Source organism: Phyllobacterium sp. MT110 (assembly GCF_058792715.1).
Genome location: NZ_JBXAFE010000003.1, coordinates 121,854 through 136,822, shown reverse-complemented (window position 1 = coordinate 136,822; position 14,969 = coordinate 121,854). Strand labels below are relative to the sequence as shown.

Annotated in this window: 17 protein-coding genes; 8 read left to right on the top strand and 9 right to left on the bottom strand. The window is 55.5% G+C overall.

What is annotated here, in order from left to right; translation table 11 throughout:
- Nucleotide 1 precedes the first annotated feature (1 nt).
- The 6 genes from AC1Q5O_RS15780 to AC1Q5O_RS15755 all read right to left on the bottom strand — a co-directional run bounded on the left by AC1Q5O_RS15780 (nucleotide 2) and on the right by AC1Q5O_RS15755 (nucleotide 4,134).
- A complete protein-coding gene (locus AC1Q5O_RS15780) occupies nucleotides 2-688 on the bottom strand; it encodes an ABC transporter ATP-binding protein (protein WP_492564147.1) in 687 nt (228 codons plus the stop codon).
- Nucleotides 681-1,343: an ABC transporter ATP-binding protein gene (locus tag AC1Q5O_RS15775; RefSeq protein ID WP_492564145.1), complete on the bottom strand. Its 663-nt coding sequence runs from the start codon at nucleotides 1,341-1,343 to the stop codon at nucleotides 681-683. The genes AC1Q5O_RS15780 and AC1Q5O_RS15775 overlap by 8 nt, the downstream gene beginning before the upstream one ends.
- A 1-nt stretch (nucleotide 1,344) precedes the next feature.
- Nucleotides 1,345-1,947 carry a hypothetical protein gene (locus tag AC1Q5O_RS15770; RefSeq protein WP_492564143.1) on the bottom strand — a complete coding sequence of 201 codons (603 nt, stop codon included), beginning with the start codon at nucleotides 1,945-1,947 and terminating at the stop codon, nucleotides 1,345-1,347.
- Nucleotides 1,948-2,282: 335 nt separating this feature from the next.
- Entirely contained in the window at nucleotides 2,283-2,978 is a 696-nt protein-coding gene (locus AC1Q5O_RS15765; RefSeq protein WP_492564142.1) for an HAD hydrolase-like protein, read from the bottom strand.
- Between the two features lie 83 nt (nucleotides 2,979-3,061).
- Nucleotides 3,062-3,943, bottom strand: coding sequence for a DMT family transporter (locus AC1Q5O_RS15760; protein WP_492564141.1), 882 nt, complete (start codon nucleotides 3,941-3,943; stop codon nucleotides 3,062-3,064).
- The gene (locus tag AC1Q5O_RS15755) at nucleotides 3,940-4,134 is read right to left on the bottom strand and encodes a hypothetical protein (protein ID WP_492564140.1); all 195 of its coding nucleotides are present in this window, start codon (nucleotides 4,132-4,134) and stop codon (nucleotides 3,940-3,942) included. Before AC1Q5O_RS15755 ends, AC1Q5O_RS15760 begins: the two co-directional genes overlap by 4 nt.
- A 22-nt stretch (nucleotides 4,135-4,156) precedes the next feature.
- On the opposite strand from AC1Q5O_RS15755, the gene AC1Q5O_RS15750 reads away from it, so the two are divergent.
- Nucleotides 4,157-4,963, top strand: coding sequence for a YdcF family protein (locus tag AC1Q5O_RS15750; RefSeq protein WP_492564139.1), 807 nt, complete (start codon nucleotides 4,157-4,159; stop codon nucleotides 4,961-4,963).
- Between the two features lie 144 nt (nucleotides 4,964-5,107).
- On the opposite strand, the gene AC1Q5O_RS15745 is transcribed toward AC1Q5O_RS15750, so the two are convergent.
- Entirely contained in the window at nucleotides 5,108-5,617 is a 510-nt protein-coding gene (locus AC1Q5O_RS15745; RefSeq protein ID WP_492564138.1) for an Lrp/AsnC family transcriptional regulator, read from the bottom strand.
- A 135-nt stretch (nucleotides 5,618-5,752) separates the two neighbouring features.
- On the opposite strand from AC1Q5O_RS15745, the gene AC1Q5O_RS15740 reads away from it, so the two are divergent.
- From AC1Q5O_RS15740 to AC1Q5O_RS15720, 5 genes are all read left to right on the top strand, one after another.
- Nucleotides 5,753-7,213, top strand: a complete 1,461-nt coding sequence (locus AC1Q5O_RS15740) for an aminotransferase class V-fold PLP-dependent enzyme (protein ID WP_492564136.1) — start codon at nucleotides 5,753-5,755, stop codon at nucleotides 7,211-7,213.
- Nucleotides 7,206-8,084: an MBL fold metallo-hydrolase gene (locus tag AC1Q5O_RS15735; protein ID WP_492564135.1), complete on the top strand. Its 879-nt coding sequence runs from the start codon at nucleotides 7,206-7,208 to the stop codon at nucleotides 8,082-8,084. The genes AC1Q5O_RS15740 and AC1Q5O_RS15735 overlap by 8 nt, the downstream gene beginning before the upstream one ends.
- A 356-nt stretch (nucleotides 8,085-8,440) precedes the next feature.
- Nucleotides 8,441-8,980 (top strand): hypothetical protein, encoded by a 540-nt coding sequence (locus tag AC1Q5O_RS15730; protein ID WP_492564133.1) that lies wholly within the window; start codon nucleotides 8,441-8,443, stop codon nucleotides 8,978-8,980.
- Complete coding sequence (locus AC1Q5O_RS15725) at nucleotides 8,980-9,615, top strand: LysE family translocator (RefSeq protein WP_492564132.1); 636 nt, start codon at nucleotides 8,980-8,982, stop codon at nucleotides 9,613-9,615. The genes AC1Q5O_RS15730 and AC1Q5O_RS15725 overlap by 1 nt, the downstream gene beginning before the upstream one ends.
- 147 nt (nucleotides 9,616-9,762) lie before the next feature.
- Entirely contained in the window at nucleotides 9,763-10,179 is a 417-nt protein-coding gene (locus AC1Q5O_RS15720) for a hypothetical protein (RefSeq protein ID WP_223616054.1), read from the top strand.
- A 190-nt stretch (nucleotides 10,180-10,369) separates the two neighbouring features.
- Here AC1Q5O_RS15720 and AC1Q5O_RS15715 read toward each other — a convergent pair whose 3' ends face one another.
- Together AC1Q5O_RS15715 and AC1Q5O_RS15710 are read right to left on the bottom strand one after the other, a co-directional pair.
- A complete protein-coding gene (locus AC1Q5O_RS15715; RefSeq protein WP_464664686.1) occupies nucleotides 10,370-11,185 on the bottom strand; it encodes a DUF2950 domain-containing protein in 816 nt (271 codons plus the stop codon).
- 150 nt (nucleotides 11,186-11,335) lie between these two features.
- The gene (locus AC1Q5O_RS15710) at nucleotides 11,336-12,643 is read right to left on the bottom strand and encodes a DUF3300 domain-containing protein (RefSeq protein WP_492564128.1); all 1,308 of its coding nucleotides are present in this window, start codon (nucleotides 12,641-12,643) and stop codon (nucleotides 11,336-11,338) included.
- A gap of 317 nt (nucleotides 12,644-12,960) precedes the next feature.
- Between AC1Q5O_RS15710 and AC1Q5O_RS15705 the strand changes: the two genes are divergently transcribed.
- Both AC1Q5O_RS15705 and AC1Q5O_RS15700 read left to right on the top strand, forming a co-directional pair.
- A complete protein-coding gene (locus tag AC1Q5O_RS15705; RefSeq protein WP_472460130.1) occupies nucleotides 12,961-13,593 on the top strand; it encodes a response regulator in 633 nt (210 codons plus the stop codon).
- Between the two features lie 143 nt (nucleotides 13,594-13,736).
- On the top strand, nucleotides 13,737-14,969 hold the full coding sequence (locus AC1Q5O_RS15700; RefSeq protein WP_492564126.1) for an alpha/beta hydrolase: 1,233 nt from the start codon (nucleotides 13,737-13,739) through the stop codon (nucleotides 14,967-14,969).

Sequence of the window (14,969 nt, the reverse complement as noted above, 5' to 3'; positions counted from 1 at the left end):
TTCACAGCACCAATTCGGCAAGAGACGGATTGTCGGTGGTCAGCGTGCCGTGTCGCATCGACCATTGTTTCTCCATGCGCTCGGCGACCCTCAGATCGTGCGTCGCGATAATAAGCGCAGTTGACGTGCCATCGATCTGTCTGAGAAGCACGTCGATCAATGTCCTGGCCGTTGCCACGTCAAGCTGGCCGGTCGGCTCGTCCGCAAGGATCAATCGCGGTTGCGTTACAAGTGCTCTTGCCAAAGCGACGCGTTGGGCCTGCCCGCCCGACAACTCTTCCGGAAGCTTCCCCGCCAACCCGTCGAGCTGGAATTCAGCGAGCAAGGCCATCGCGCGTTGATCAGGCAGGTCCTGCCCGCCTGAAACGATCAATGGCAAGGCTACGTTTTCAAGAACCGTCAGAGCGGGAAACAAACTTTGTGATTGAAAAACATAGGTAATTTTCTCAGGCCGCAGGGTATCTCCGGCACCGAGCGCCGGCCAGGTGACAATCCCTCGGGTGGGCCGGTCAAGGCCGCCCAGCAGATAGAGGAGCGTAGACTTACCACTTCCGGAGGGGCCCGTAAGCGCAATCCGATCCCCGGATACAATCCGGCACGATGACGGCTGCAGGACCGTGCTCATGCCGGATGTTCCGTCGGGAAAGTCCCTTGCAACATCTTTTGCATCGACCAGACATTCAGTCATGGACCACCTTCCCGTCCCTCAATCTGAGAACACGATCCGCGATACCGGACATCGCATCGCTATGGGTCGCAACGAGCGTCGATTTGCCGGCCTGTCGCCGCTTTTTGAAATGCTCGATCAGGTGCGATTCAGTTTTTCTGTCAACTTCAGCTGTGGGCTCGTCGGCGACGAGCAGCACCGGGTCTGCCGCAAGCGCGACAGCCAACCCTGCGCGAGCCGCCTCCCCCCCGGACAGCTCATTCGGATAACCATAGGCACGATGCCGCAGATCGACAGTCGAAAGCAGCATTTCGATGCTGTTCATGTTTGCCATGCCTGCCAGGTGCATCTGAAGTTCGATGTTTTCGGTCACGGTGAGGTGCGCAAGAAGGTTCGGCACCTGTTGCAAAATGCCCAAACGCGTCGCCCTTACGGATGCTCGAAACGCTTCGGAGCGCCGCGTGATCCTCTCACCGGCAATGATGACGTAACCGCCGTCCGGTTCTTCAAGGCCTGTCAGACATGACAGCAAGGTCGATTTACCGCTGCCCGACGGTCCGGTAATCGCAACTATCTCGCCATGCCCAACCTGAAGGCTGACGCCACGCAGTGCCGCCGTTTCATCATCCCCGTTATGGTAAAATCGGTACAATTCATGGGCTTCGATGAGCGGCATATCATTGCCAGCGAAACGATTGGGACATCATGCGCCATTGATCTGCATTGTCCGCTCCAAATGGTGCATACAGATCGAGCTCGGCAAGTTTTCCATTCCTGAAGTAAAGGTAGCGTCTGTTCTCAAGCCGAACCTGTTTGTTCGTGACCGCGTTTGGCTCGGAATCTGAAGTGTATGAAATCAGGATGGCATTGCCACCAGATACCTTTACGGCGCGAACGCCAGCAACCTTGACCGCTTTTCCAGCGGCCTCCATTTTGAGAACATAGTCCCGCTTTACGGATTCTACCGAGGGCGGCGAAGCGGCGGCGGAAACCATAACCACCACACCGTCCAATTTGTCAGTAAAGCTGACGCCGTCCGGTCCGTCCTTCCTTGCCCATCCTTCGGGAACTTTCAAAGAAAAGCCGAGAGCGGAGCGATACTCGATAAAGACTTGGGTATCGGGGATGTCTCCGGGCGGATTCTTTTCCGTCGCAGAATCCTCAACCTGAGGTATCGATGCCGAATGCGCTGCCGGCAATGTTAAACAAGATGATGTGACAGCGGCTCCGAGCACCAAGGCGATCGTGACCGCGGGGTGTTTTTCGAGATACTTGTTCATGGTCATTCCTTCGTGCGCGCCACCATGCGCCATCGAAGACCATAAACATCCAACTTTACGACCGCTTCACCGCTACCATACGGTTCTGTAAGGCGATCGCCCGTACGCACAGCCGGGATGGCGCTCTTCTCGGTGGTCCCGATCAGGCGAGAATTGTATTTGAAAAGCGATATCCGGGCGCTTTTGAGATTTGCGGAAAAAGGACCGATGTAAGGTCGTCCGCCAATATCATCGTGGAGAATTCCGACTTCGCGAATCCCAAATTGACATTGCGAAGAGTGCAATCGCACCCACCGACCGCTGATGGAAGGAAACGCCGCTTTGTTGAAGGGTTTTCAGGCGGCCGTTGCTCGCAGTAAGTTCAGTATCGCATTTTTGAGCTCTGCAGGGCCGTTGATCAGCATATCGGCACCTGTCAAGTCGAGTTCCTCTCGGCTGCCGTAACCCCAGGTCACGCCAATCGCTTTCATATTGTTCGCATGCGCCCCAGATACATCGAATTTACGATCGCCCACCATCACGCATCTGTTCGGGTTCAGTTGGTTCTCTGCCAGAATATGCGCGATCAACTCCGGCTTGTGATCTGTCACAACACCAGGTTCTGAACCGTAAATTCCGGCGAACAAGCGGTTCTGTTCAAGATTTTCCAGAATTCTTCGAGCAAAGAAGACACGCTTTGATGTCGCCAGAAACAGGTTGATTCCCTCATTGCGAAGGGAATTCAGTGCGGAAGGTATTCCGTCATAAAGCGTACTCATCAGGAGTCCCCGAGCGCCGTAGTCGCTGCGATAGGCATCGACCGCGTCAGAGATGCGATTGTCGCCGTAGGGTTCGAGCAGATAGCGCATCACCTCCTCGATCGGAGGTCCGATCAATGATTCAATATCCATAACCTCGGGCGGCTCGTGTCCGAGTGCACGCAGGGCGGCACGACAGCTGGACACAATGCCGGGTTGCGAGTCGATCAGTGTGCCGTCGAGGTCCAGAAGAACGGAAAGATCAGAATTCGGCACTTGGATTGGATTTCCCATCGCTTTGACTTCTTGTATCTGCAACGGACCCCGGTCGTCACCCCCAATTCCGATCCGCTTGGCAGCAACAGTAGTTCGAGATTTCAGAATACGGCAGGTTCAAGTTGCGTTTTTCGTCTGAGTGTTCCGGCAATTAGGTGCACGCACACCGCAGTAAAGACAATCAGCGCGCCAATGATCGTGCTTGCACCGGGTGTTTCCTTGAATGCGAGCCAAACCCAGAGCGGCGCCAGCGGAGCGTCCAACGATCCGATCAAGGCCGTCTCGATTGCCGGAAGATGCCGGGCACCCAGTGTGAACAGCGCAAAACCAACGGCTGAATTAACAACACCAAACAGAGCCAGGATCAAAAGCTCATGACTGGTAATGGCAAGCGGATCACCGAGCGGCCAACACACCAAACCACTGAGCAAAGCCGACAGACAGGCGGCCGGCATGATCGGGATATTCTGATACCGCCGCGCGATAACCATCATGATGGCCATACAGACGGTCATTCCAAATGCCAGGACATCGCCCAACAGTCCGCCTTCCACGCCCAGCCCCATCATCAGCGCCACACCGGCAAGGGCAAACAGACTTGCAATGATGGCGCTGCGTGTGGGTTGTTCATTCAGAACGAGCCAACTCAAACCCGCGGCAACGAACGGAACCGTGGCGTAAATGACCGCGCCATGCGCAACCGTTGTATGCCTGAGCGACGTGATGAAAAAGATCATTCCGATCGCGGATACGGCCGCGAACATCCATCCCGGCAAACCCATCGTTCGAAACGCCAGCCAACTCTTTCGACCTTCCAAAGCGAAAATCACCAATGCAATTGCAATCGCGCCGAAGATGCCGCGCCACGCCAGCATCGTCCAGCTATCCAGCGGAATAAGCCGGGTGAAAAATCCTGCCGTGCTCCAAGCCACCGCAGAGCCTGTAACAAACACCAGTCCCAGTCGATATCCCGCCGCACTCATCGATCCGCCTTTGATTGAACAGAAACAATATAGGCCCACTGCTGACATCCTGGTGTCAGGAAACAATGAGATTTGAAATTGGATTTCTCGTTGCCCAATATGGCTTCCTCTTGCTCCGTATCGATCACCTTCGTTCCATTGGACAATAAGCGCATGATGCTGCACACATCATCACGCACATAAGCAATCATGCCGTGAACACCGGGGCCTTAAATGTTCTTCCTGATCTCCAAAGTGGCGGGCTACGTGGTCCTGCCGTCCAATATCATCGGGCTTCTCGGTATTTTGGGCGTGTTCGCCCTGATCCTAGGGTTTCGCAGGACAGGTCTGTCATTTCTCGTGATGTCAGTTGCGCTACTTGCAATCCTTGGCTGGTCTCCGGCAGGACCAGCAGCCCTACTGCTTCTTGAGAACCGCTTTCCACAACCCAGCATTACAGGGCCAGTTGCCGGTATCATCATGCTCGGAGGCGCTGTCGACACGCACATAACAGCCGAACGTCATAGCCCCGCTTTGAACGAGGCAGCCGAAAGACTGACGGCAACGGCTGAACTCGCCCGGCTTCATCCTGATGCGCGCGTATTGCTGTCCGGCGGTGCCAATCATCTTGTACACGACAACTCCCCGACGGAATCGCAGATTGCCAAAGATGTGCTTGTCTCTATCGGTCTACCTGAAACCCGCATCCGCATTGAGGAGCTTTCGCGCAACACGTGCGAAAACGGATCGGAAACCGCCGCAGCGTTTCAAGCCAAGCCAGGGGAACAGTGGCTGCTGGTGACTTCGGCAAGCCACATGCCACGGGCCGTTGCGTGTTTTCGTGCGGCCGGTATGAACATAACTCCCTATCCCGTGGATTATCGCACCCGCGGGGGCGCAGATTGGCTCAGACCCGTTTCGACCATTGCGACAGGTCTTGCCGCATCTGATCTTGCGATGCATGAATGGCTGGGATTGTTCGTTTATCGTGTCCTTGGTTTGACCGAGGAGTTATTTCCGTCGCCTCGGAACCCGGTGTAGATCCGATCTCGGTCTCGATTGGCTGTGATAGAGGGACCTATGCTTCCGCGCCCGTTTTCCCAGCTTCAAGCTGATGGGCCTTGAACGAAAGTGCTTCGCGGGGCGGTTTTTCCAGATTATCCAATGTATAGCTCACTGGATGCTTTACGGAATTAAACGACTCTTGTCGGTTTGGCGAACACGAGTTAGATCAACTGCTCGATTGTTGATAATGGCTTCCATCGAAAAATAGCCCGTTACGGTTGCCAGATCGAAGTTTGTAATAAGTTTCTGATAAAAAGCGTCATAGCCTGACATGCCACGGGTTGCGACCTTGATCAAATAGTCCCAATCCCCGCCAATTCGGTAAAAATCGATAACCTCTGGCAACTGGTCGACGTGTTTGCGAAAATCATCAGACCATTCCTTGGAGTGGTGGCGCGTGCGGATCATGACAATCACGATCAGATCGAAACCAAGCACCTCCAGATTGATGTCAGCGTGTGCGCCTCGCACCATGCCGATGGCGTGAAGCCGTTGGAGTCTCCGCCAACATGCATTTTGCGATAGCCCCACCTGGTCGGCCAAATCGCGTTGCGATGCGACCGCGTTTCGTTGAAGGCAAGTCAGAATTTTCAGATCAAAATCATCAATTTTCTCGGATTTATCGATCATTTTACCCGTACTAGCTCCAAGTTGTCAAAAAATCGGTGAGGATTTGAAGAGTGAGGGGGAATATAATCTCTGTCAAATCCTATCTGGAGACCGCCAGTGCAAGAGCCAGCCAATACCCGCCAATCAGCAGTTCCAATGGCAGTTCTCGCCAAATTCCGAAGCAGCCTCGATGTGGCCGATCCCATCGTCATGCTACGCGAGGGTCTCATTGGTTCGCAGGCCAAAGTCGACGGGCCGTTCGGCTTGAAAGATCTCGTCTATGCCGATTACGTCGCTTCCGGACGGGCACTCACACAGGTCGAGCATTTTATCCTCGAAGAGGTGTTGCCCTATTATGCAAACAGCCATACCGAGGCCTCCTACTGCGGCGGCATGATGACACGCCTGCGCCGGGCTGCGCGCGCAGTGATCGCGGAATGCTGCGACGCGGACCACAACCACGCAGTCATCTTTGCAGGGTCCGGTGCAACTGCGGGCATCAATCGGCTTGTCAACTTGCTTGGTGTCTCCAAGGCCGTTGCGTCGGGCCAGCGGGTTTGTGTGATCATCGGACCTTATGAGCATCACTCGAATATTCTGCCCTGGCGAGAAAGCGGCGCGGAGATCATAGAAATCGCCGAAGGTGTCGACGGCGGCCCGGATCCCATGCTTCTGACAGAAGCGCTGGAGAGCGCCACCGCAGATCTGAAAGTCTGCTCTTTTTCGGCCGCGTCCAACGTGACAGGGATCATGACCGATGTCGCGGCAATCACGAAGATCGCCAAATCGGCAGGCGCAAAGATCGTCTGGGACTATGCCGGTGCCGGACCTTACCTGCCAATCTCAATGCGCCCCGAAACGAACGTCGAGATAGACGCGATTGTCGTATCGCTGCATAAATTTATTGGTGGGCCGGGAGCAACAGGTATCCTGATTGTTCGTCACGATGCCGTTACCGCAAGCAAGCCCTCTTGGCCAGGTGGCGGCACCGTGAAATTCGTTTCGCCAACGGGCCATGATTACAGCGACAGCCTTGAAGCACGCGAGGAAGCGGGCACGCCCAACGTCATCGGTGACATTCGAGCGGCACTTGCTTTTCTGGTCAAACAGGCGATCGGATTGGATGACATCAAGCGGCTCAACGATGAGCTGACGCAAAAGGCATTTGCGGCATGGCAGAACGTTCCGGAGATCGAACTGCTCGGCTCCTGCCTCCTACCACGGCTTCCGATATTCTCGTTCCGAATCAGAAACGCCAAAGGCGGGTATGTCCACCAGCAATTGATCACGCGGTTGCTGAGCGATCGGTTCGGCATCCAGGCCCGGGGAGGTTGTGCCTGCGCGGGGCCCTATGTGCACCGATTGCTGTCGATTGATGCCGAAGCCTCGCAACGTATGCGGCTGGCGATCCTCAGTGGCAACGAGATCGAGAAGCCCGGATTTACCAGACTCAATCTGAGCGTCCTGTTGTCAGATGAAAAAGTCTCGTTCATCCTGCAATCTGTCGCTCAGTTGGCGCGCGATGCTCCTTCATTTGAAGCGCTCTACACATTCGATCCGGCACGCGCGATTTTCTCGCCGCGTGTTTCGGACTTTAAGGACGCTGTCCATGCATAGGCCCGACGTTACCGCCTTCTTTGACCCGCGCACATTTTCGGTTCAATACGTAGTCAGCGATCCGAAGACCAGGGCTTGCGCCATCATTGATCCGGTCCTCGACTTCGATGAGAAGTCAGGCACGACAGCGACATACAATGCCGATCTGCTGCTCGACTTTGTCCGTGAGCAGGATCTGCATGTTCAGTGGATTCTCGATACCCATCCGCATGCCGACCACATGTCGGCTGCAGCCTATCTCAAAGGGATCACGGGTGCGCCAATCGCCATTGGCGCAAGAATTGTCGATGTCCAGAAGATCTGGTCGCAGATCTACAATTGGCCGGATTTGCGCATCGATGGAAGTCAGTGGGACCGGCTGTTCGTTGACGGCGACACCTTCTCCATCGGCAGCATCGCAGCCGGCGTCATGTTCTCGCCGGGCCACACGCTTGCATCGATAACCTATTCGATCGGCGACGCGGCGTTTGTGCACGATACGATTTTCATGCCCGACAGCGGCACAGCCCGTGCGGACTTTCCAGGCGGAAGCGCCAGCACGCTATGGGCGAGCATCCAGAAAATCCTCGCCCTGCCCGGAGACACGCGCATATTTGTCGGACATGACTATCAGCCCGGTGGACGGGAACCCCTATGGGAAAGCACGGTCGACCGGCAGAAAGCTGAGAATGTCCATCTCAAAGGCTCACCAAACAAAGAGGACTTTGTCTTGATGCGCGAGAACCGAGACCGGACGCTGCCAATGCCAAAACTCATCCTGCACGCCTTGCAGGTCAACATCAACGGCAGCCGGCTTCCAGAGTTGGAAGAAAACGGCATACGCTATCTCAAGCTGCCGATGAATGCGTTTCAAGGCACACCATGGGGCTGACTTCCATCTCAAGCCCAGCACAATATCGCATGGTATTCGCGGCGCTCAGCTATCCTGATGCAGAACCTCTTGCCGTCATCGCGACCGCAGGGTTACCGGAAATTGCGACCTATACTTTAGGACTCATGTTATCTGCCTGAACGCATTTTAAAATGCCCATTCTTCAAAAATGCACCGGAATCATTAGATAATTTCCAATTTCTGGGACACTTGTTAAAGGCCTATCCATCACTTGATTTACCGTATCGTACTTCCCTTCCGGCCCTGGTTGCGCACTATCTGAAATGAGGCAACGGCGATGTCGGGAGCCGACAAATGCCAATCCGACGGTAACCGGTTTCGATCAGGAGGCCACCATGCCAATCAGCGCCAGTTTGATTATCACCCGACTGAAGAGCGACTTGCTGCAATTCGCCGTTCTTGCGGTTTATCTCTACGTTTGCCTGAGTGCCATCATCCTCTACAAGATCACGATTGTCGGCAGTTCCGGTGATGGGTTCTGGCCGTTCGGGCTCCCTGCCCTCAAGGCCTTGCTGTTGGCCAAGTTCATCCTGCTGGGGCACGCCGTCCATCTGGGCGATCGTTATAGCGATCGCCGGATCATCAATGTCATTGCCTCCAAGGCCCTGCTCTATCTGGCGCTGCTGATCGCGCTCTCGATACTCGAGGAGGTTGTCGTGGGGCTCATCCATGGAACGACCGCCGCCGCATCGCTTTCCGACCTTCTTGGCAAGGCGCCGCAGATACTCGCCACCAGCTTCATCATGCTGCTTGTCCTGATCCCCTATCTCGCATCACGAGAGATCAGCTCCGCATTCGAGGGCGGCCTCTGGCGCAAATTGCTCGAGAAGCGCAGCGGATTGCAATCCCGAAATGCCAGCCGTGGCAACACATGATGAGCGCCCTGGCATTGTACGAACTGCCCGTAAGCACATTGTTTTCGTTCGCCGCAACGTCGCTGATCATTGAGCTGACGCCAGGGCCGAATATGGCTTACCTGGCTGTTATCGCCGCGAGCGATGGTCGCCGATCTGGATTTGCCACCGTGGCTGGAATTACGCTCGGTCTTGCCGTGGTGGGACTCGCGGCATCATTGGGTCTGGCGGAAATCGTAACGCAATCTCCCGGCCTCTACGCGGCCCTGCGTTGGGCAGGTATTGTTTTCCTGCTTTATCTCGCTGTCGACGCTTGGCGGGACAGCTCAACTGAGGTTGGTCCCGTGGCAGAACCGGCAAGCAAACATTTTGCGCGCGGCCTCATGACCAACCTCCTCAACCCGAAGGCGGCGGTCTTTTACATTGCTGTCTTACCAACCTTCCTCGACGACGTCGCCCCCACGCTCAGCCAAACCTTGGTGCTCACAACCATCTACCTCTTGGTCGCAACGGCAATTCACTGCGCCATCGTGATACTTGCAGGCTCGCTGGGAGCGGTCCTGAACGAGCCATCCCGCGAGCGTTTCATCCGCCGCTTCCTGGCAATTGTCCTTGCCGTTGTCGCTGTCTGGTTCGCATGGACGACACGAAGATGAAATTGATCCGATGATCGCTGGAGGTCAGCTTATCGCCATCGGCCATCGGCACATTTACCGTATCGAATCTGTATATTCGAGCGGACCGTGTTTTCGTTGGATTGCCGTTGTCCTAGTCTTCAGACGAAATGAACATGGAGAACTTCGATGTCAGGCAAAACCGGTAAAATCCTTCTCTTGAGCGGACTGATAGGCCTTGGTTTAACATCCGGCGTCATCGCGGCTTCGATGAAGGAATTGCAAGGTGCGTGGACCATGAACGGTACCGACTGCGCTGATACGTTCAAGAAAGTCGGCAAAAAGATTGAGTTCAAGGACCGCGGCGCCTCAACGACAACCGGCTTGCTGATCGTCGGAAGCAAGGTATCCGGGCCGATGGCGATATGCACAACCCAAAGCGTGCGCAAACAGAAAGACCGTTTGTCCGCGCGGCTTTCATGCACCGATTCAATGATCCAGAGCGATGTCACGGCTACTTTTAAAATCGTCGGCCCCGAAGAATTTCAGCGCTTCGACCCGTTTGGCGACAACATGTATGTCACCTATCACAAGTGCAGCATGTAAGGATCTTAAGAGCCGACGTTTCCGGATTCCACCATTCCTGTTAAGTCTTTGCTTCTCAGGAGAACGGTTGGTCGTCGGGAGGCAATAATAAAATCAGAGCCGGATGAAGCCATGCTCGCTCCACCCGGCTCTGATTGTGTGTTGCCTTCCGACAGTTAATATCTGCCCTGGATATCCCGCGGACCCACGATCAGTCCTCAACAGGCTCCCACGTTTTGTCAGGATTGAACGAGGTTATTGTTTTGACGATCTTCGCGGTGTCCGGACCAAGGTCCTTTTGATAAACGGTACCGTGGTGACTGACGACAAAGGTCATGATCCCGGTCTCACCATAGACTGCCGGTGAAGCAATCATGGCATGTCCCGCAATCATGTGGCCGTTGATAACGAAATTGTACTTCCCGCCGGCAATATTGCTGCCTTGCGACGTGAGGATTCGGAATCGATAACCGAAATAACCGTGGTCCGAGCCGGCACTGGCTTCGATTTTGGCGGCATCCCCCAGATTGCCGGCAGGGCTCTCTTCGCCTCCAGCCGATTTCCAATAGAGCCCGTTTTGCTTGCCTTCGTCGCTTATGATTTTCTGGGCGAACTCGAGCACGCCATCGCCCTCGTGGTCCACTTGTGCGTAAGCCGCCTGCGCGAGGATTTCATTGCGGCATATGTCGATTGCCTCAAGTTCGTTCTCGCCGATACGACGCGCCAGGACCTCCTCAAGGCCCGCAAGCGTATCGAACCGCCAGCCGCTGTCGTGCTTCACCAGGGGAAACGGGAATGGCCAGGCGAGATTTCCCAGGACCACTTCCTTGCCACCGTCCTCGCGGTCCTCCATTGCGGTTTGTTCCTTGGACGCCTGCTGAAGTTCAGTCAGGCGCGCGTCGAAATCGTCCGATTTCTTTGCCTCTTCCGGGTTAAGACCCAGCAATTTTGCCAGTGCGCCGACATCCTTTGTCTCAAGATCCTTCTTGAGGGCATCCACCGCTTCGCCGGCGTCCTTGAAGGTCAAGGGTTCAGCGCCAACGAAGCGTTGCAATGACGGTTCGGCTGCGAACGACGGTACAGCCATCGAGATGAGCGTTGATGCAAAAAGTGCTTTCAGAACGTGTCTGGACATTTTTCAAAATCCTTCAAAGGAAACTGCGGTGGTTCTTCATGGTCAACGGCGATGGAAACGACCGCCGCCGCCAAATCCATGCCTCACGCCTCCACCACCCGCGCCAAGCCTGTCGCCGCCACCGAAGTCACGGCTGAAATTGCCACGCTGGGAGAATTGCCTGACTTCATGGCCCGGAGCATAATTGCCGAATGCACTTGGCTGTCTTGGACGATGGTCGGCACGAGCCGCCATTGTTTGCCTGGGCCGGGTGTTGCCTGCAATATTGCCTTTGGCCGGGTTGGGACGGGCGATATTGTTGTTGGCAGGCCGCGTGGCCGCCCGGTTCGCGCGGTCATTTGCAACGTTCCCGCCAACCCGTTCCTTCAAGCCGCTCTGCACGTCGCGGCGAACGTCCGCACTGCCAACTCTCGAGCCGGCGCCGGCGAAACCGGACGTATTTCCGATGCGGTCGCCGCCCTTCACATCGAGGCGGTTTCCGTTGTTCTGACGGATATTGTTGGTGATGGAATTCCGGTCGAAATTGAATTTGCCGCTGTCAAAATTGAGGTTGCTGATATTGTTCTTGTCAAAGTGGAAATCATTGCGGTTGAAATTGTTGACATTCACATTGACGTCATTCCCTCCCCACGAATGCCAGTTGTTCCAGTCCACGGCAGCGCCAAAGGCAACACCGGTAACGAAACCTGCCCAGTAAGGCGCATATGGGTAGTAATAGGACGGATACGGACTCCCGTAGACGATCGGCGCCGCTGCGACGTAAGTCGGGCTCGTCAGGATAATCGGATCGTACTCCGGAACGTAGGTCACCTCCTTTTTGACAGGACGGATGACAACATTGCTCTTTTGCTTTTCCACGATGATCTTGTCATTGGACTTGATCACCCCTTGGGAAACGGCCTTGTCCCTCAACTGCTGTACGGCAACGAGGACATCCTTCTGCTGGTCAACCACGGCAGTGCCGAGTTGCTGGGTCCAGTTCAGGTCGTCATTCATCATTTTGACAACGGTCGGATAATTGAGCAGCGAGACGATGCTGCCATCCCAAGACTTATCCGGCTTTTGATCCGGCTTGGACTTGGCTTCTTCGAGGAAGCGCTCGGCCTGCACGATTTGCAGCGGATTAAGCGCAGCGGACAGCACCAGAGCCACCAGGTCATCCGGATAAAGCGCAATGCGTGCGACAAGCGTTTGCAGTTCGGTATTCGAAAGCAGCTTGGGTGCCTCAGCGACCGCGGCGGCAGGCGGGGCCGCAGCCGTTTGTGCCTGAGACCACACGGGCGTGATGCTGCCGCAGAACAGCAAAATCGCCGAAGCTGCGATGGCCATCGCCTTTGGATATAGTGACATACTTGCTTCTCCTCAATGAATTGTGTTCGGAGTCCAGGCGTTGATATCAATCGGCGACGGCAACCTCGCGACACGAATCGGCACACCTGTGCAACGATGGTGCGACAGTGCGGTTCCGTGTGATTGACCGTTGCATTGTGCGCAGCGCTCCCATTGGTTATTGGGGAGCATTAGCGTTCAACGGCTCTGTCGGCGTAAGTACGTAACTGTTAATTTTTGCCGAATTTCAGTTTCCGATGTAGGGCTGAGGTAATCCGCAAGCTTGTTCCACGTCGGCGAACTGAGCTTGCGGACCAGACGTCAACCGGGGAGTGAATATGACACGGATTCTCATCGCGGACGACCATGAGATCGTTCGGCAAGGCGTCAGAGCAATTCTCTCTACGCGGGAACGCTGGGAAATCGTTGCCGAGGCTGAGAACGGGCGCGATGCGGTTGAGCAGGCTCGTCTTACCGACCCCGAAATTGCCATCCTGGATTATGCTTTGCCGTATATCAATGGCGTCGAAGCTGCCCGTCAGATCCGCCTCCACAACCCTAAAACCGAAATCCTTATCTTTACCCAGCACGACAATGAAGCTTTGCTTCGCAACATTCTCGAAGCGGGCGTTCGGGGATACTTGCTGAAGTCTGATGCAACCCACCATCTGATCCAGGCTGTGGAGGCGCTGGAACATCGTCAACCGTTCTTTACCAAGGCGGTCTCGGACATACTCGTATCCTCTTACCTCGCAAAATCTGATGCATCGCCCAGCATCCTGACGTCGCGGGAAACGGCAGTCGTCAAACTTATTGCCGAAGGACACAGCAACAAGGAGACGGCAGCGGTCCTCGGACTGAGCGAAAAGACTGTTGAAAGCCACCGCTCCGCTGCCATGCGTAAACTGGATGCCAAGTCCACGGCAGCGCTTGTCCGCTTTGCCATACGAAACCGGCTCATTGAAGCATGAATTCAGGCATGCCCTTCCGGGTGCGCCACAGGTTCTCGAGGAAACACCCGATGCCAAATGCTCTATCCAACCATGCGTCTTCCAGGCGAAACAAGTTGCCGAACGACGCGCGCCCAATAGGACAGCGCGCCGCAACTGGTCTGATGCGATTGTCATCTCCTCTGACAATCCTGTTGGCCTGCGTGGTCGTATTGGGGGGATGTGCCGGCCATCCCAAGGGCGTCATGTCCCCTGTCGCGGTTTCCAACAAAACCGGAGGTTCGAATGTGGACATGCTTGTCGTGACGAGCCGGGTTCCATCCGACGATCCAGCCACGCTGTTCACGGGAGAGCGCAGCCCGCACCCCTACCTGACGGATATCTCGGTTTCGATCCCATCGGACAGCAAACGCAAGGCTGGCACGGTTCAATGGCCCAAGAAACTGCCGCCCAATCCCGATACGGATTTTGCCGTTACGCGTGTCCAGCAGCTCAAATCCGTCGATCAGGCCCGAACCTGGTTCCGGGCGCATGTCGTCGGCGGGCACGCGCTGGTCTTCGTGCATGGATTCAACAACCGCTATGAGGATTCGGTCTTTCGTTTTGCCCAGATCATCCATGACTCGGGCGCCAAAGTGATACCGATCCTCTTCACCTGGCCGTCCAGGGCCAGTCTCTTCGATTACAATTATGACAAGGAAAGCACCAATTATTCGAGAGTGGCTTTCGAGCAAACATTGCGCACGCTTGCCAATGATCCGAACGTCAAAGACATCACCGTCATGGCTCATTCGATGGGGACATGGCTGGCCATGGAGTCCTTGCGACAGATGGCTATCCGTGATGGCCGCGTTGCCGCAAAGATCGACAACGTGATCCTGGCTTCACCGGATATCGATGTCGATGTCTTCGCACGCCAATGGACGGAAATGGGTGAAAAGCGACCCAAATTCACGATATTCGTCTCCCAGGACGATCGTGCGCTCGCAGCCTCCCGCTTCATCTCGGGTGATGTGCAACGGCTCGGGGCCATCAATCCCGCCGACGAGCCCTACCGCAGCAAACTCGAACAAGCCGGAATTACGGTCATCGACCTGACCAAGGTCAAAGGCGGGGACAGCCTCAACCATGGCAAATTCGCAGAGAGCCCGCAGATCGTGCAGTTGATCGGCCAGCGCCTGGTAACCGGACAGACCCTTACCGATTCCAACGTATCACTCGGTCAAGGTGTAACGGCGGTGATAGCTGGAGGTGTCAATGTCGTCGGCAAGGTCGCGGCGACAACCGTAAGCACGCCGATCAACATTCTGGAAGGCCAAAAGCGCGCTCCGGTCAAATCGGATAAATTCCATGAAACACTGCAGGACAAGGCGCAGTCCCGCGAGCTGAGCTATTGA